This is a genomic window from Paenibacillus sp. ISL-20, assembly GCF_018613005.1.
Classification (GTDB): domain Bacteria; phylum Bacillota; class Bacilli; order Paenibacillales; family Paenibacillaceae; genus Paenibacillus_AQ.
The window spans coordinates 100546-117270 of the sequence record NZ_JAGGRD010000031.1; the positions used below are offsets into that span (position 1 = coordinate 100546).

A 16725-nucleotide genomic window follows, 5' to 3' on the forward strand; every position below is an offset into this window, starting at 1 on the left:
CGAATCCCATTCATGAACCCAATGGCACTCGCGCGCTGCATGGCCAAGAGCATCTTGTCATTCGGCTATAACGGTAACATCCGCATTTACCCTTGCGACTTCAGCTGAACGGTGCGCTTGGTGCTTGCCGATTCGTACGCTGCAATGGCAACACGGGCAGAGTAATAGCCGTCTTCCCCTGTTATTTCGACCGGCTTGCCATCGCGAATGCTGTCGATAAAGCTGTTGACAAGACCTTCGTCCATATCATCGCCCCAGAAGCTCCACGCCGCTTTCCCAGTTACATCGCTGTAGACATCGTTCTTCTGGGCAAAAGAATCAATATTCAGCACACCCTTGGTGCCGATGATCTCAAGCGTGACATCCCCCCAGGTCGGGAAGGTGCGATTACGGGACCAGCTTGGGTCCAGTACGGCAACAACGCCATTCGCGAACTTGACGTGGACCATGCCGGCATCGTCAATCTGCGTGTCATTGAAGAGCGTTTCCGCATGGGCGTATACTGTCTCTGCCTTACTGCCGGTAAACCAGTGCATCAGGTCCATCACATGGACGGTATGATCCAATACAGCTCCGCCGCCCGATTTCTCCCGGTCGATAAACCAGCCGCCAGGCATGCTTCCCCGGTTGGTTCCCTTCATGGCCAAAATTTCGCCGATCTGCCCTGCGTCAATCGCTTCCTTCGCCTGACGAACGGACGTAATATAACGGCAAGGAAAAGCCGTCATAAGCTGCACGCCATGATCCTTGCACACTTGAATCATCTCCAGCATCTCGGACTCGGACAAACCTAACGGCTTCTCGCACAGCACATGCTTGCCCGCGGCTGCGGCAAGCTTGGTAAATTCCGCATGACGCGCATTCTCCGAACAGATGACGACAGCATCCAGTTCCTGTGCCAGCAATTCATTATAGTCTGCATAATACGGTATACCCCGGTCCACAGAGTAAGGACGCACGCGCTCCGCGTCTTCATCGGCGACTCCGATCACCTCGACATCATCCCGCTTCAGCATGCCTAAGAGATAGCTCGCAGCATGCATATGGGCAAAGCTGATAAAGCCTACTTTAACTTTCTTCATGAAACCGTCCCTCCGATCATCACGGGCTGTCCAGTCTGAGCCGATTGCTCCGCTGCCTGAGCGATTTCAACGGCATAGCAAGCATCCTTAATACTTACGAGCGGCTCGCTGCCGTTTCGGATGCACTCGATAAAATGCTGCACCTCGTTATAATAAGGGTCATACAGACTTGGGCTTGAAGGAACCTGTACAGCTGCTCCCTCCCCTGCCTCCGCATTGACCAATTTAATGTCCAAAGACTGCACCTGATTACTATCAAATCTTATGATTCCCTGGTCTCCCGAAATCTCGAACTGCGTCGTAAACGGTCCAGGATACCCCCAATAGCCGGTTAGACTGGCGATTCCGCTATTTTTAAAATGAAGCGTAAGCTGAGCATACTCCATCTCAGGCTCATCCCGCTTAACGATGGAAGCATATACCGACTCCACTTCCCCGAACAGCCAGCAGGCAAAATCGATATCGTGAATCATGAGGTCCATGATAACACCGCCGCTCTTGCCCGGGTCGTTATACCATCCATCCATACCCTGCGGATACGAACCGTACCGCTTAAAGTGAGCCATCTTCGGTGTTCCGATGCTCCCAGAGTGGGCCTGCCGATAGGCATCATGATAGTTCGGGAAGAATCGGACGACATGTCCGATAAACAACCGGACTCCGTGCTTCTCGCAGGCTGCCTTCATTTCCTGTGCATCCTCCAGGGTCAATGCAGCCGGTTTTTCGCAGATGACGTGCAGCCCTTTTTCAGCTAGTTTCAATACAAACGGTTTATGGAGATAGGTGGGCAGACACACCGCAACCGTTTCCAAATCTTTTTGTTCAAACAGCGACTCTACATCCGTGTATGCCTTCGCCCCGGTCAAAGCTGCAGCCCGCTCAGCCCGCCCGGCGTTAATATCGACCACACCCGTCACCGTTACTCCCGGCATTCTCGCCAAATTATGCGCATAGGCTGTCCCCATCGTTCCGCAGCCCAAAATCGCTATGTTCATGCTTATCCCTCCAGTATACCTATAATGACTTGGACCAAAAAGTGATGCGGTATCCGTTGTCCGCGAATACTACCCACCCTGTTACATTCTTCATATAGCACAACATTCCTGCCTCTATTTCGCATGATTCGTGCTTTTTTGAACTTATGCCGCTAACTTGGTAAAGTGTATATATAGAGTAGAGAGAAAGGGTGTAGCGAGAACATGTCAGAACTTGTCGTTCAAACGAAAGACGGGCGTATTCAAGGCAGTTCGGAAAACGGAGTACGTGTATGGAAGGGAATCCCTTATGCGAAGCCCCCGGTAGGCCCGCTTCGATTCCGTGCTCCTGTTCCCCCCGATTCATGGGACGGGATAAAAGATACCACCGCCTTCAGCCCCATGTGCCTTCAGCCAATAGAATCCACGTCAAGCATGCTTGGCGGAGGAGTGACCAAAACGGTGTCCGAGGATTGTCTCTACCTCAATGTGTGGGCACCCCTGAATACGCCAGCGGAGCCTCTACCCGTCATGGTATGGATTCACGGGGGCACTTTCATCACGGGCTCCGGCAGTTTGCCAAGCTATAACGGTACATCTTTCGTACTCAGAGGCGACGTGATTGTGGTAACCATCAATTACCGCCTGGGTCCGCTAGGCTTTCTCCATCTCTCCCCATACGGCGAATCCTTTGCCTCTAATACCGGTTTATTGGACCAGATTGCGGCCCTGCAATGGGTACGGGATCATATCGCGGCCTTCGGCGGCGACCCAGAGCGGGTTACGGTATTCGGAGAGTCAGCCGGCAGCATGAGCATTGCGGCTTTACTTGCAATGCCGGCAGCCAAAGGGTTGTTTCAGCGAGCCATTATGGAAAGCGGCGCTGCCCAGGTGATGGCTCCAGAGCAGGCACAGATGATAACGGCTGGTTTGCTTAAAGAGCTGGACATAACGCCTGATAAGGCCCATCAACTTGAATCCCTCACTGGTGAGCAAATATTTGAAGCCGGGGAACGGCTAAAAAAACGGATTGGACCCGGCGTCAACATGATCTTCCAGCCGGTGCTGGAACCGGACACGCTGCCTCATGATCCGCTGCAGGCTGTTCAATCGGGCTGGGCCAAGGACGTGCCGATCCTGATCGGAACAAATCTCGATGAAGGGGCTTTGTTCTTCCGACCGGACATGCCGCTTGTGAAGGAGAACGATCTTGTCCGCACCGTGGAGATGATGACCGGCATTGAGGATGCCGCCCCAATCACCAAGGAGTACCCGTACAGCATCGACGGACATGCCCAGATTATGACCGACCTGTATTTCTGGCGCTCGGCCCTGCAGTTCGCTTCCGCTCAGAGCAAACACGCGCCGGTATGGATGTACCGATTCGATTGGACGCTGCCGAATCATCCGGTTCTCGGCAAAGCGATGCACGCCCTAGAAATCCCGTTTGTATTCAACACCCTGGCGCTGTTTCAGAACATCGGTGTTCAAGTCGATGCCGCCACGCAAGCCCTGTCCGACCGGATGCAGGATGCTTGGATTGCATTTGCGCGCAATGGCTCACCGGATACGCAGGCGCTGCCGTGGCCTGCTTATGATCGGGCATCGCGTACAACGATGATATTTAACAACGACAGCAGGGTCATCGAGGACCCGGATGCGGAGAAGCGGGAAATGCTGCAATTATAAAATGGACAAGTGACGGCGACACCGTCAGTCTTTAGGCGGCTGGCCGTCTCCGGAAGACCAGTCCGAATAGAACCACAGCTGCATAAAAACCAAATAAGGCTGTCCCCTATTAAGCAGAATGATCTGCTTGAGGAGACAGCTTTATTTCATTGCATATGGACCCTTAGTTTACGAATAGGGATCCCTGTTCATTATAGGCATGGAGCAGCGTGTACCGACTGTTTCGAACCTTGTGGGCTTCACCCAGGCTCCGCTTTAGCAGCTCGCTTTGGATCGGAAGCTCCGATACCCCGGCTGGTCCGCCAACCGAGCGCATCAGATCGGCCAGCTCTACCGGTTCCGGGATTTGCATTATTTGCGACCGGATTTCGTTCCAATGCTGCGTGATCCGAAGTGCAGTGTCATTCGCACCTACGGAGGCGCTTCTGTACATCTCAAGCCCCTGTTCCCCAAGACGGTGATACAGCTTCGAGATTTCCACGCAAGCGGCACCCACCTTGGCACCGTGCAGCAGCTGCTTCTCCCCTAGCCGGATAAACTCCATCTCCCAATAGTGGGACAGATGATGCTCCGAGCCTGAAGCCGGATGGGATTGACCGAACAGCAGCATGGCTAAGCCCGATTCAACGAGCGCACCCATTAAGATGCGTACACCCTCCTCGGTTCGCTTCCCAATCTGCTCGACCCCGTTCACGCATTGATTGAGCGCGGATCGCGTAATATCCGCCGAAATTTGCAAATAGGGTTCATCAGCCACCAGGCTGCCGAATTTCCAGTCGAACAGGGACGTGTACTTGCCCAGCATATCCCCGAACCCGGCCGCGGTAAGCTGCGGGGGAGCCGACATGAGAATATCGACATCCGCAAAAATCGCGCTCGGTCCAATAGCGGGAATCGTCTTCTTCTCACCCCGTATAATGATGGGCGCTCCCTTGGAATTAAATCCATCCACCGAAGCGGCCGTGGGTACCGAGATGAATGGGATACCCGCGGTATAAGCAGCGTACCGGCTAATATCGTGAATCGTTCCCCCACCTACCGCAAGCACCGCCTTCGCCCTGCTCTGCTGGATATCCAGTATGACCTGAATCAGGGAAACCTCATCCGCGATAACATCTCCCTTCCGGTCAGGAAGAAGCTTGGTAACTTGGACCTCAATCGAGGATTTTGTAAGCAGGTTCGCAAGCGGCAGGCCCGCTATGTCATAAGTATTGCCGTCTACGACCATCACCACCGAGGTCCACTGTTTTGTCTCAAGGTAACCCGCGACCTCGCGTAGAGCTCCGGACTGGATCTGAATCGACTCCACTTCGTCCAGATTCGAAAGCTGCCTAGCAGGTAAATGCGCCGCCAAACTTCGGATATTCGATAAAATGGAGGTCATATCCGCGTGCCCTTCTTTCCGATCATCGCCAGCGCCGGAAGGGGGTTATTGCAGGTCATACCGGTAACCCCGCATTCCAGCGAATAGCTGACACTCTCCTCATCGTCCGGGCAATAGCTCCAGACCAGCAGCCCCTGTTCCTGGAACCGGACAACGAGCTCTGGCGTAAGCAGCGACATCTCTACGCCGATTGCCCACATCTTGGAGTAGGTTCCATCCTCCTCGAAGACAAATCGGGACATTTTCTCACCCGGAAAGCCCTGTGTCTTCAGACCATGCGTATCATGAATATGCGTCAGAACTTCTGCATCGAAACAGGTGAATACACAGCGCGGCAGGTACCCGTATTGGTTCAGCACATCAACCGCCAGGTCTGCAGCCTCTTTGGCATCAGGGCTTGGCTTAATCTCCACGTTGCACAGAACTTCGGGATATTCCCGGAACAGCTCGCATAGCTCCGCAAGCGTCGGGATCTTCAATCCTTCAAACTCCCGAGCGAACCAGCCGCCCGCATCCAAAGATTTCAGTTCCGCAAGCGTAAAATCCCTCACCTCGCCAGCGCCGCTCGTCGTACGCTGAACCGTTGCATCATGGATAACCACCACTTCCTTATCAAGCGTCAGCCGGAGATCAAACTCCAGCATATCTATGCCTAACTCCAGCGCCTTGCGAAAGGCCAGCAGCGTATTTTCCGGATAAGCTGATTTATACCCGCGGTGTGCAGCCACCATTGTACAGGATGGTTCCCGTAGTCGTTCGATCATATGTCCTGCCACTCCTTTACCAGTTGTTATTGGGCCAAAATCCGTTCCGTCTCTTTCTTGAAGGTATCCAGCGTAGCCGGAATATCCTTGCTGTCGTACATGATCGCTTCCATAGCCGAGAAGAACTCATGCATAATCTCCGGCCATGCCACGTCCTTATTGGTATCGACGGCAAATTCCAGCTGATCATAAGCGACTTTGCGGTTCGGTTCTTTGGCCCACAGCTCTTGGATCTGCTCCGACTCCACCATCTTCTTCGTGAATGGCAGGTAGCCAGATTGCAAAATAAATTCAAGACCGCCTTCCTCTTCCATCTCCAACCACCGGATGAATTCCCATGCCGCTTCCTTGTTCTTGGAAGAGGACAGCATCGTCACATTCGCGCCTCCGGTCGGATTCGCATACACTTCGTCCTTAGGCAGGAACGCTGTGACGTAATCAAAATCCACCGCGCTGGACAACCCGCCAATCGATCCCGTAGATTGATACATCATTCCGACCTTGCCTTCCACAAACATGCTGTTCACAATGTTGCCGGAATCCTGAGCCGGCGGATAATACAAGGCGCCTGTGCTCTGCAGGTCTTTAAGGTAAGCGATCATCTTGGCGCCGACACCGTTATCCCCGAAGCCGATCGACGTATTGTCATCATTGAAGAAAGTGCCGCCCGCCTGCGAGATCATGGCAATCGGATACCAAGTGTCATAGGGCATCGTAACGCCGTATCGTTTATACTCGCTGCCTTCCTTGACTACAAGCGCATTTGCGACCTCATTCAGCTCCTCCCATGTGGTCGGAATTTGCAGCCCCTGCTCATCTAGCAATGTTTTGTTCACATGCAGAATCGGGGTGGAACGGTTCAGCGGCAGCGATACCAATTGATCATTGAAGACGGAGTGTCCCATCAGCCCCGGCGTAAAGTCATCGGCGCTGATGCCAGAGCCTTCAAGATAAGGCGTCAGATCCTCAAGCACTTCCGAATCTGCGAACATCTGAACATAGGCTCGCTCCAGCATGCTGACATCCGGACCGGTATCGGAGGCTATCGCTTGCTGCAGCTTGGTTACCGTCTCGTCATAACTCCCCTGAAAGGTGCCTACCACTTCGATATCCTCATGGGATGCATTAAAGCGCTGAATAAGTGCATCCATGTATTCCCCGTTCTTGCCTCCCAACGAGTGCCAGAACTGAACTGTAGTTTCCCCTTTGTCTCCGGACGGGGCTTCGGTTCCCACGCTTCCCGGCGCTTTGCCCGTATCACCGGAAGTTCCCCCACCACCACACGCGGCAAGCAAACTGAACAGTATAATGACGGATAGCAGTGTATACCATTTGGATTTCATATGACTCATTCCTCCATTAATCATTCGATTATGAATTGCCGAACCCTGTTATTTCCTGGAATTATTTAATACCTGAATAAACAAAAGCCTTCACGATGTGTTTCGAGCAGAATACATACACAAGCAGGATGGGCACCACCAGAATCACATTGCCGGCCATGATGATATGCCAGTTGCTGATGCCCTCGGTCTCCCTTAGCATGGCGATCCCCAGGGTCAGCGGCCGGACGGCAGCTGAATCGGTCATGACGAGCGGCCAGAAATAGTCATTCCAGTGACTGACAAAGCTGAACAGCGCGATGGTCGCAAGTGCCGGTTTCGACATGGGAACCATGATTTTCCGAATGATTTTGAATTCGCTCGCATTATCAAGACGGGCCGCTTCAATGATTTCCTCCGGAATCTGCATGAAGTACTGCCGCAGCAGGAAGATGCCGAAGGCATTCGAGATGAACGGGATGATCTGCGGCAGCAAGGTTTTGACTAATCCCCAATCTGCCATCATCAGATAGACCGGTATGAACGTAACCTGACCCGGGATCATGAATGCCAGAAGGATCATGCCGAACAGCAGCGTTTTTCCCGGAAACTTATACTTCGCAAATGCATACGCGGCCGGGATCATGATCAGAAATTGCAGAACGATGATGGATCCGGTAACGACAACGGAGTTCCTGAAATAGGTCAGAAAAGGACCTGCATTCATCGCCTCCGCGAAGTTGCCCCATTGCGGCGAGGCTGGAAACCACGTCGGTGGAAACGTCATCGTTTCCCGGAATGTCTGGAGTGATGTGGAGATCATCCACAGAAACGGGAAGATGAAAATCATGAGCACTGCGGCCTTCAGCAAATAGCCCAGCGCCGTCCATACGATTTTTAAGTCAAAGGTCTTCAAACTGTACCTCCTTTCTGCATGGCCAAAGCCTTATTGATAATGGACCTTCTTGGACAGCAGCCGGAAATAGATGAACGTAAGCAATCCGATAATGGCCATGAGCACGACGCCTGTCGCAGCCGAATAACCGATGTTGGTCGTCCGGAAGCCGTATATGTAATACACAAGCGTGGTCGTTGCATTATTCGGTCCTCCGCCTGTCATCACCTGAACGGTATCGAATACTTTGAAGGAACCGATCGTCATGATGATCAGGATAAAAAACAGCTGTGGCGAAATCATCGGCAATGTGATTTTATAAAACACCTTGAACCTGCTGGCATTATCCAGCGCGGCCGCTTCATAAATGCTTGGCGATATGCTCTGCAGGGCTGCCACAATGATCAGGGTGTAATAACCGATGGCCTGCCAGACCGATACAATAATTACGGATATCAATGCGGTCTTGGAGCTTTGGAGCCATGCGGAAGGCGGGAGCCCCACCAGCTTGAACAGATAGTTGAGAAGTCCTTGATTCGGCTCCATCAGCCACAGCCAGACCAGCGAGATCGATACAATGGAAACGACGTGCGGCGTGAAAATCCCAGCCTGAACAACCGCATTGAAATGCCCCTTTTTGTTAAGCCACACCGCAATCAACAGGGACAGCAGCATGGTAAGAATCACGACGCCGATTGTATAGACGGAGGTGTTCCAGAGCGCTTTGTAAAAATCCCCACGGCCCAGAATCTGGGTGAAATTGTCCAGTCCGACAAACTTGCTCTTGTCCTTGTTCATCAGGTTGTATTTGAACAGGCTTAAGTAAATCAGATAACCTACCGGATACATCACAAACAGCATGATACCCGCCATGGCCGGCGCGATCAGCACATAGGGCCTGATCCCTTCCCAAATCCGCTTCTTATCCATGAGCCAGCCCTCTCAGCCGCTCCATGAACTCCCTATAGTGGGCGTCCTGCTCTTCGATCCGGTTCTCATCCGCCCCGAAGAAAAACAATTTATCCGCCGGTACGCCGAGATATACCTCCTGATCGACATGGAATTTGTCATCCTGGCACTTCACCATGAAGGCCTGGTCCTCCGTCGTCCTCACCTGATAAATTGTCTCGGAGCCCAGCATTTCGCGCGTGATGATCTCACCCTTGGTCATATAATGAAACGACTCCGGTTCTGTTCCGATCACAACGCTCTCCGGACGGAATCCGAATGTGGTGCCATCGTCGCCCAGCGGGGCAATGTTCATGGGGGGAACCCCGATAAACTGGGCCGCAAACAGATTGCTGGGCTCGCGGTACACCACTTCAGGCGGCGCTTCCTGCTGAATGACGCCTTTGTTCATAAGCACGATGGTGTCTGCCATCGACATCGCCTCGATTTGGTCATGGGTCACATAGACAAAGGTCGCTCCCAGCTTCTTGTGCAGTTCAATCAGCTCGATCCGCATCTGAACCCTCAGCTTGGCATCCAGATTGGACAGCGGCTCATCCATCAGGAATACGGACGGATCCTTAACCATCGCTCGGGCCAAAGCCACTCGCTGCCGTTGTCCGCCAGACAAGGTAGAAGGCTTACGATCCAAGTAATCGTTCAGTCCCACGGTTGCCCCTATGGTCTCCACCAGACGTGTACGCTCGGCTTTGGGAACCTTGTTGTTCACGAGACCAAACTCGATATTCTCGCGGACCGACATCGTTGGGTAGATTGCGTAATTCTGAAATACCATGGCCACGCCGCGCTTCCCCGGTGCAATTCGCGTAACATCCTTGCCATTGATAAGAACGGAACCGGAGGTTTGAGGGTCAATGCCTGCAATCATCCTTAAGAGCGTTGTTTTTCCACAACCTGACGGACCGACCAGCACGGTGAATTTTCCGTCTTCGATGGTAAGATCCAGGTCCTGGATAACGGTTTGACGATCAAACGACTTGCTTACTTTCACAAATTCAATGGATGCCAAGAGCGATCCCCCTCACGAAAGTGTAATGATGTTGTCATGACAAGCAAAAATCAATGAATCCATAAAAATGAAATCCCTTACATGCACCTGATAATAAGTACGCATCAAATGCACATACAATGATCACTTTTGTTCATTTTTATTTAATTCGATTGTAGATGTGCAATATTAGGAGAGTGTTAGACCTTCGTACGGATTTTGTAAATTCGCTTCGCATCAAGGGATTTAACATGGAATTAACATAATGGGAGTACACTATTAAGACATGGAATCCTTAAGCATAAAAGAGCAAAAATGCGCATTGTATGTACAAACGCACCTCTACAGCTCATTGTCCATTTAGGAAGGGAGAAATTATCGATTGCTGGCACATGAACGAAAGAAAAGGATCATTGATTACGTAAGGCAATACCGAACAGCAACGGTTGCTGCGCTGGCATCGGAATTCGGTGTTCACACGGCCACCATTCGCCGCGATCTGGCGGAGATTGAACAGGAAGGCGCTTTGAAGCGCACACATGGCGGGGTCATCATGGAGCAATGGACGCATAACGAGCCATCCTTTAATGAGCGAACCAACTTTCACCGGGACGAGAAAATACGCATCGGTCAGCTTGCGGCTTCGCTTGTGGAAGACGGGGAAAATATCATCATTGATTCGGGAACAACCACCCTTCATATTGCGACGCATCTTGTGCACCGCTCGGACATTACGGTCATTACGAACGATATGAACGTCGCTGTTGAGCTTCGCGATGCTCCGGGAATCAAAGTCATTCTGACCGGCGGGGAGTTGTACCCCTCGAGTTATATGCTAAACGGCATGTTTACCGACCATGTGCTGAAATCCCTGCATGTCGAGAAAGCGTTCATCGGTACCCCCGCCCTGCATCCTCAGCATGGCCTCATGCACCCGGAAGCGCTGCTCGTCCCTGCCAAACAGAATATGATTCAGGCCGCCGGCGAAATTGTCGTGGTCACCGACCACAGCAAGATTGGCAAGCTGTCTCTGCACACGGTCGCTCCCAACAGCGCGATACATACCCTCGTCACCGGTACTGAGGCTTCTGACTCGGATATCAGGCCGTTTCAGGAACGGGGCATTACCGTGTACAGGGTTTGAGGCTTGCGCACTTTGTATACCTTGGCATACCATTGCATACCTTTACGTACCATTGCGTACCTGGCATACCTAAACATCCTTCTTACAGAAAACACAAAAGGCACCCCTAGGGTGCCCTGATCAAGCTGCTGCTTGCCGGCAGCTTATTTATTTCTATTCCACTGCTATGTTTACCATCCAAGTGACAACAAGCTCATGCTGCCTTTAACTCTCAAGGATAGCTCTTCTGCTACCATTAAGACTAGTTGGGGAGCGGACTGCGATTCCCCCCGCTTAGACCAAAAGGGCAATAAGCAGAAATTCACTGTACGTCCAAAAATACGATCGCCATATCATTCAATATGTCCAAAACTCAACTTGTTCTTTGGTGTGAGGACTTCCTAACGGACTCAGAATACCTTAACTCTTAGAAAACAGCCCTTTTAGTAACTTTAGCGGACCCAGCAAACCTTATTTGCTGTTTTAATCGGTATTTGCTCCCGTAATTCTCATAATAGCGGATCTGGAGTCCGGTACATTGTGAAAAACCGGGTTATGATCTTAAATAACGGAACTAGGGTCCGTTAAAGTTGACGAAGGCCATGAAATCTTCGAATGAAGAACATCGACAGTCAGTGAACCCACAACATTTCGATAGGTAATTCCAAGAGCCACCAGGGTCAATACGTAGCCGACGGGAGCTATTTCCTCTACACATATCAAGAACCCACTACCCCATTCCCTCCTCGGCTGCTTAAAAAAAAGATCCGGCAGTCATAAGACGCCGGATCCTCTCACACTATTCGATTAAGGGATGACCTTCCAAACATCGGCAGATCCAGGAGTTTCGCCTTGAGTCCACCATTTTGCCTCATAGTTCACGCCGTTGTAGCTGACTTTGCTGCCACCTAAGTAAACGGCTGTTGCATTCCATGCCGGATAGGTCGTTGAGCTTCCGGATGTTGACACGGTAAGCGGGGCGGATGCTGATGATTTGCTGCCCGTACTGCTTACGGCTACCACAGTATACGTATAGGACGTTCCTTCGGCTAACCCCGTATTGGTATAGGAGGTTGTTGTGGATGTACCCACAAGAGATCCGTTACGGTAAATTTCGTAACTGGAAGCACCGGTGGAAGCTGCCCATGCCAAGGAAACACTGTTGTTGGTTTGGGATGGGGAAGTAAGTCCTGTCGGTGCTGGTACGCCTGGATCCGGAGTTCCACCGCCACCGCCAAAGTCCACGTCGATGACGTTATAGAAAGCGTTAGGTGTGTCAGCTACTTCCCATACCGCCAGAATGACATGGTAACCGGATTTAGCAGGAACGTTACAAGTGGACGCATAGTTTGTCGGAGGTTTTACACCGCCGTAGTCAATGGAGCAGAAAGGCGTCAGATCAAACGAAGCTCTGCTCAGCGGAGCATTTTGATTCCAGCCATCTTTCGTAATGTAGTATTTCCAGCTTGCCGTTGCATGGTTGGCTGTCAAATGCCATTGGAACGTTGTGGTTCCCGGGGAAATGCTTACTTTGCTCCAGCGAGTTGCGGATTGCTCGTCAAGTTTAGGGAACGCGCCGCCTGCACTGGCGATTTTGCCATCGGCGGGGCCTGCGTTCGGCCAGCCTTTAGGAGCTTCCAAGCTTTGAGGCTCATACACGATTGCGCCGCAATCGGTATTTTGCCCCTGCTTACACAGAATGGCGCGGCTGCCTGGAGAATCGACATACCCGTGGGCAAAAGCTTTATCCGCAAATAATACCATGAATAAGGTCATCACTAACATCGTGGAACCGGCAATGATTAGATGCTTGAGCCAAGCTTTGTTCGGCAAACTTAAAGTCATACAATTCTTCCTCCTTTAATATAAAATAATAATTAAAGCGTTTACAAAACCTCTGGGCTTCTCAGGCCACCTCCCTTCCATTGAGACAGTTGTTGCTATCTGACTTGACTGAACTTGGAAATCATCAAACTGCATTGTCCAAGCTTTACCAGTACTATCATTATTTTAAAGCATCCGGAAGCCGTATCCCATAATACTAATCAACGATTTGTTACACATTTCAATGAAATCGGATAAATATGTAACCCAAAATATTATGAAAATGACGGACATTGCTGAAAACAATCAAAAAAACAAAATATAAAAAAAGCAAGAATCCCTGGGGATTCTTGCTATCATCCAAACATTTTATCCGCGTTCTGTTCGGCAGAACGACTTCTATTCCACGCCGTCCTTAAAATGCTTCGTATAATGTTTATCCCCTTTGTGCTCCAAATCCTCAATCGTCAGCTCCAGGGTATGCAAAATTTGTTCCTTGACCTGATTCAAGGTGTCGAAATAAACATGTTCCTCCGTCCCCACAATGCGTGTCCCACTGAGTGCCTGAACAGCCTGGTAGACCCGGTGCTGTTCGGCCAAATCATCAACGGCTTTCAACGTATGTTTCATCTGAAGGAACAGGTCCTTATGATGCTGGGTCGTCAAACGCTTTTCAAGCTCCTCGATTCTGGCATTCATGGCAGCTCTCTCCTTCACAATAAGATGCTTTCGATTATACTTCCCTGGCATTCGCATTTCCAATAAATTCTTCTTATATATATCACGGTTTCTTTGCAATGAAACAGGAAATTGACCACTGCTCAGCGAACTATGATAACGTTAACATTTTGCACAGCTACATACACTCAGAAGGACGAAATCGATCAAACACTTGGAGGTAGCAATGGAAAACAATGGACTCGGAGGAAAAAGCATTATCCTCAGACTAGAAATGAATACACAAGAAATCAAATTCGGTCAAGTTGCATCCGCCATATTTGAAGCGGGGGGAGACATGGTAGCCATTGACGTCATTCAGGCGAGCGGCCACATTACCGTACGCGATATTACTATTACGGTTACTGACAGCGTGGATATCGGTAAAATTACAAATTCAGTGAAAAATCTAAAGGGCGTCCGGCTCGTCAACGTTTCGGACCGCACCTTCCTGCTGCATCTCGGCGGCAAGATCGAAACCCAGCCCAAAATCCCAATCCAAAACCGTGATGACCTGTCGCGCGTCTATACGCCAGATGTTGCCCGCGTATGTGCAGCCATCCAAGAGGACCCGAAAAAAGCCTTTACGCTTACAATTAAAAGAAATACGGTGGCCGTCATCTCGGACGGAAGCGCCGTACTCGGTTTGGGCAACATCGGTCCTTATGCGGCCATGCCGGTCATGGAAGGAAAGTCGATGCTCTTCAAACAGTTTGCAGGCGTAGACTCCTTTCCGATCTGCCTGGATACCCAGGATACCGAAGAGATTATCGCCTGCATCAAAGCAATGGCTCCGGCTTTTGGTGGCATCAACCTCGAGGATATCTCCTCCCCGCGCTGCTTCGAGATCGAACAACGACTTCGGGATGAGTTGGATATTCCCGTATTCCATGATGATCAGCACGGTACGGCGGTGGTTCTGTATGCCGCACTCATTAATGCCCTCAAAATTGTCGGCAAATCGATCGATAAAGTTAGAGTCGTAGTGTGCGGAATCGGTGCTGCGGGCGTAGCATGCAGCAAAATCCTCCTGTCGGCAGGCGTCAAGGACATCATTGGCGTCGATCGCGAAGGTGCACTGGTAGCCGGACATGCATACAGCAATAGTATGTGGCAATGGTACGCAGAGCATACGAACCCGAATAAAGTCGAAGGTTCCTTGCGTGAAGTGATCCAAGGTGCCGACGTGTTCATCGGCCTCTCTGCCGGCGGCCTGCTCCGCCGTGAGGACGTACAAGCCATGGCCGATCAACCGATCGTATTCGCAATGGCAAACCCTACGCCCGAGATTAAACCGGAAGAGGTCGAGGATATTGTAGGCGTCATTGCAACCGGACGTTCGGATTATCCGAACCAGATTAATAACGTCCTCTGCTTCCCGGGTATTTTCCGTGCGGCCCTGGACTGCAGAGCGACCACGATTAATGAGGAGATGAAGCTGGCTGCAGCCGAAGCCATTGCATCCGCCGTATCGGATGAGGAACGCAACCCGTCGTATATTATTCCAAGTGTATTCAACCAGAACGTCGTGAAAGCCATCCGGGAGCTTGTCGTGAAGGCAGCAGTCAAAACCGGCGTTGCCCGGAGAATTCCGCGTGAATAAGAAATCCCTCATTCGGAAGTTCAATAAACAGGCAGCGATATATGAAAGGAACACCAGGCAACGGAGGCTCGGTGAATGGAGACAGCGGCTGCTTCAGGATGTAGAGGGTGACGTGCTTGAGGTAGCTGTCGGCGCCGGCGCGAATTTCCCCTTTTATCATCGCGATAAGGTGAACGTAACGGCTGTCGATTTCAGCCCTGAGATGCTAAGCCGTGCGCGGTGGATGGCCTCCGAGCTTGGCATTCGGGCCAATTTCCTGGAACGGGATATCGAGACGCTGGAGCTGCCGGAACGTTCCTATGATTGCGTTGTATCTACCCTGTCGCTATGCGGCTATGAAGATCCGGTCAAAGCTTTGAATAAAATAAACCGCTGGGTCAAACCCGGCGGCCGCGTTTACTTGCTGGAGCATGGCATGAGCACGAACCGGTTCCTTGGCGCCATGCAGCATCTAATCAACCCCGCAGCACGGCGGATATCCGGCTGTCATTATAATAGGGACATGATCCAGATCGCGAATGCCTCGGAACTGAATATCGTGAAGACGGAACGCTATTGGAACGGCATCGTCCATCTAATCTGGGCACAAGCAACCTGATCCATTCATTGATTTTGACCTGTCGGCATAATTTTAACTTAAGCTCTTATTAATTGATCTGGAGGAACTTGTTATGAATACAAGGCCTGATTCTAATGAATATTTGCTCCTCGCCGAAAAATACGTCTCTCTTGTCCCCGAAGGCCATATTGCCGAGGTATTGCAGCGGCAGCATGATGAAACGTTGAGATCGCTCAGCGATCTGACGGAAGAACAAGCGAATGTTCGTTATGCGGAAGGGAAATGGAGTCTAAAACAGGTGGTCGGACACATCGCCGATGTAGAGCGCTTATGGAACTACCGCATTCTCTACATCGCGCGTGGGGATGCCCGTGAATTTTCGGGATACGACCGGGAGATTTTTGTCCAGAATTCTCCCTTCAGCCATCTCCCGTTACGGGAAGCCCTTAAGGATTATGCTGCCGTCAGGCAGTCTACCATTACACTGGTTGGAAGCTTGACGGAGGAAGCGCTGCTGCGTCAAGGTACATTCAACAATTACCCGCTCTCCGCCCGGGCAGCCGCCTATGTCATTGCTGGGCATGAGCTTCATCACCTGAATATTCTGCGGGATAAATATTTAACGTAGTTTATGAAGATTGCTTAGCAATGGTCTAATATGGCTTATTCTTAACAAAATGGGGGTGTCCATAAAGATCTTAGATCTGACGGGATCCCCTTTTTTCTGTTAGGAGACGCTCCGTGTACGAATCGTTTCGTCCTTTCCGCTAGAAATACGAAAGGAGACCGTTTCTTGGTAAAATGGAAGCGCGACCCACCAACTCATTCTTGT

At 51.0% G+C, this 16725-nt stretch carries 15 protein-coding genes; 5 read left to right on the forward strand and 10 right to left on the reverse strand.

The genetic code is table 11. From position 1 onward, the window contains the following. Positions 1–86: 86 nt before the first annotated feature. Positions 87–1082: a Gfo/Idh/MocA family protein gene (locus J7E85_RS19145; RefSeq protein WP_215160480.1), complete on the reverse strand. Its 996-nt coding sequence runs from the start codon at positions 1080–1082 to the stop codon at positions 87–89. Next, positions 1079–2077: a Gfo/Idh/MocA family protein gene (locus J7E85_RS19150; protein WP_215160482.1), complete on the reverse strand. Its 999-nt coding sequence runs from the start codon at positions 2075–2077 to the stop codon at positions 1079–1081. The genes J7E85_RS19145 and J7E85_RS19150 overlap by 4 nt, the downstream gene beginning before the upstream one ends. Positions 2078–2281: 204 nt before the next feature. Here J7E85_RS19150 and J7E85_RS19155 point away from each other — a divergent pair, with 204 nt between their 5' ends. Beyond that, a complete protein-coding gene (locus tag J7E85_RS19155) occupies positions 2282–3745 on the forward strand; it encodes a carboxylesterase/lipase family protein (protein ID WP_215160484.1) in 1464 nt (487 codons plus the stop codon). Positions 3746–3908: 163 nt separating this feature from the next. On the opposite strand, the gene J7E85_RS19160 is transcribed toward J7E85_RS19155, so the two are convergent. From J7E85_RS19160 to J7E85_RS19185, 6 genes are all read right to left on the reverse strand, one after another. Further along, entirely contained in the window at positions 3909–5129 is a 1221-nt protein-coding gene (locus tag J7E85_RS19160; protein ID WP_215160486.1) for a sn-glycerol-1-phosphate dehydrogenase, read from the reverse strand. Next, positions 5126–5893 (reverse strand): glycerophosphodiester phosphodiesterase family protein, encoded by a 768-nt coding sequence (locus J7E85_RS19165; RefSeq protein ID WP_215160492.1) that lies wholly within the window; start codon positions 5891–5893, stop codon positions 5126–5128. The genes J7E85_RS19160 and J7E85_RS19165 overlap by 4 nt, the downstream gene beginning before the upstream one ends. 26 nt (positions 5894–5919) lie before the next feature. After that, entirely contained in the window at positions 5920–7236 is a 1317-nt protein-coding gene (locus J7E85_RS19170; RefSeq protein ID WP_215160494.1) for an ABC transporter substrate-binding protein, read from the reverse strand. A 61-nt stretch (positions 7237–7297) separates the two neighbouring features. Then, entirely contained in the window at positions 7298–8131 is an 834-nt protein-coding gene (locus tag J7E85_RS19175; RefSeq protein WP_215160495.1) for a carbohydrate ABC transporter permease, read from the reverse strand. Between the two features lie 30 nt (positions 8132–8161). Continuing rightward, positions 8162–9040: a carbohydrate ABC transporter permease gene (locus tag J7E85_RS19180; RefSeq protein ID WP_215160496.1), complete on the reverse strand. Its 879-nt coding sequence runs from the start codon at positions 9038–9040 to the stop codon at positions 8162–8164. Further along, on the reverse strand, positions 9033–10088 hold the full coding sequence (locus tag J7E85_RS19185; protein ID WP_215160497.1) for an ABC transporter ATP-binding protein: 1056 nt from the start codon (positions 10086–10088) through the stop codon (positions 9033–9035). Before J7E85_RS19185 ends, J7E85_RS19180 begins: the two co-directional genes overlap by 8 nt. A gap of 361 nt (positions 10089–10449) precedes the next feature. On the opposite strand from J7E85_RS19185, the gene J7E85_RS19190 reads away from it, so the two are divergent. After that, complete coding sequence (locus tag J7E85_RS19190) at positions 10450–11211, forward strand: DeoR/GlpR family DNA-binding transcription regulator (RefSeq protein ID WP_098741885.1); 762 nt, start codon at positions 10450–10452, stop codon at positions 11209–11211. Positions 11212–11997: 786 nt separating this feature from the next. Here J7E85_RS19190 and J7E85_RS19195 read toward each other — a convergent pair. Both J7E85_RS19195 and J7E85_RS19200 read right to left on the reverse strand, forming a co-directional pair. Next, on the reverse strand, positions 11998–13035 hold the full coding sequence (locus J7E85_RS19195) for a lytic polysaccharide monooxygenase (RefSeq protein ID WP_215160498.1): 1038 nt from the start codon (positions 13033–13035) through the stop codon (positions 11998–12000). A 378-nt stretch (positions 13036–13413) separates the two neighbouring features. Then, positions 13414–13713, reverse strand: coding sequence for a hypothetical protein (locus J7E85_RS19200; protein ID WP_215160500.1), 300 nt, complete (start codon positions 13711–13713; stop codon positions 13414–13416). A gap of 205 nt (positions 13714–13918) precedes the next feature. Here J7E85_RS19200 and J7E85_RS19205 point away from each other — a divergent pair, with 205 nt between their 5' ends. The 3 genes from J7E85_RS19205 (at position 13919) to J7E85_RS19215 (ending at position 16521) form a co-directional block, all read left to right on the forward strand. Continuing rightward, a complete protein-coding gene (locus J7E85_RS19205) occupies positions 13919–15334 on the forward strand; it encodes an NAD-dependent malic enzyme (protein ID WP_213647857.1) in 1416 nt (471 codons plus the stop codon). Next, positions 15327–15932, forward strand: a complete 606-nt coding sequence (locus tag J7E85_RS19210) for a class I SAM-dependent methyltransferase (RefSeq protein WP_215160502.1) — start codon at positions 15327–15329, stop codon at positions 15930–15932. The genes J7E85_RS19205 and J7E85_RS19210 overlap by 8 nt, the downstream gene beginning before the upstream one ends. 73 nt (positions 15933–16005) lie before the next feature. Further along, positions 16006–16521, forward strand: a complete 516-nt coding sequence (locus J7E85_RS19215) for a DinB family protein (protein WP_076325955.1) — start codon at positions 16006–16008, stop codon at positions 16519–16521. The last annotated feature ends 204 nt before the right edge of the window (positions 16522–16725 follow it).

Bases quoted from the DNA above. Each gene is read 5' to 3' on its own strand.
- J7E85_RS19155 (WP_215160484.1), top strand. From the start codon at position 2,282: ATGTCAGAACTTGTCGTTCAAACGAAAGACGGGCGTATTCAAGGCAGT.
- J7E85_RS19215 (WP_076325955.1), top strand. From the start codon at position 16,006: ATGAATACAAGGCCTGATTCTAATGAATATTTGCTCCTCGCCGAAAAA.
- J7E85_RS19205 (WP_213647857.1), top strand. From the start codon at position 13,919: ATGGAAAACAATGGACTCGGAGGAAAAAGCATTATCCTCAGACTAGAA.
- J7E85_RS19195 (WP_215160498.1), bottom strand. From the start codon at position 13,035: ATGACTTTAAGTTTGCCGAACAAAGCTTGGCTCAAGCATCTAATCATT.
- J7E85_RS19170 (WP_215160494.1), bottom strand. From the start codon at position 7,236: ATGAAATCCAAATGGTATACACTGCTATCCGTCATTATACTGTTCAGT.
- J7E85_RS19160 (WP_215160486.1), bottom strand. From the start codon at position 5,129: ATGACCTCCATTTTATCGAATATCCGAAGTTTGGCGGCGCATTTACCT.
- J7E85_RS19180 (WP_215160496.1), bottom strand. From the start codon at position 9,040: ATGGATAAGAAGCGGATTTGGGAAGGGATCAGGCCCTATGTGCTGATC.
- J7E85_RS19150 (WP_215160482.1), bottom strand. From the start codon at position 2,077: ATGAACATAGCGATTTTGGGCTGCGGAACGATGGGGACAGCCTATGCG.
- J7E85_RS19165 (WP_215160492.1), bottom strand. From the start codon at position 5,893: ATGATCGAACGACTACGGGAACCATCCTGTACAATGGTGGCTGCACAC.
- J7E85_RS19200 (WP_215160500.1), bottom strand. From the start codon at position 13,713: ATGAATGCCAGAATCGAGGAGCTTGAAAAGCGTTTGACGACCCAGCAT.
- J7E85_RS19145 (WP_215160480.1), bottom strand. From the start codon at position 1,082: ATGAAGAAAGTTAAAGTAGGCTTTATCAGCTTTGCCCATATGCATGCT.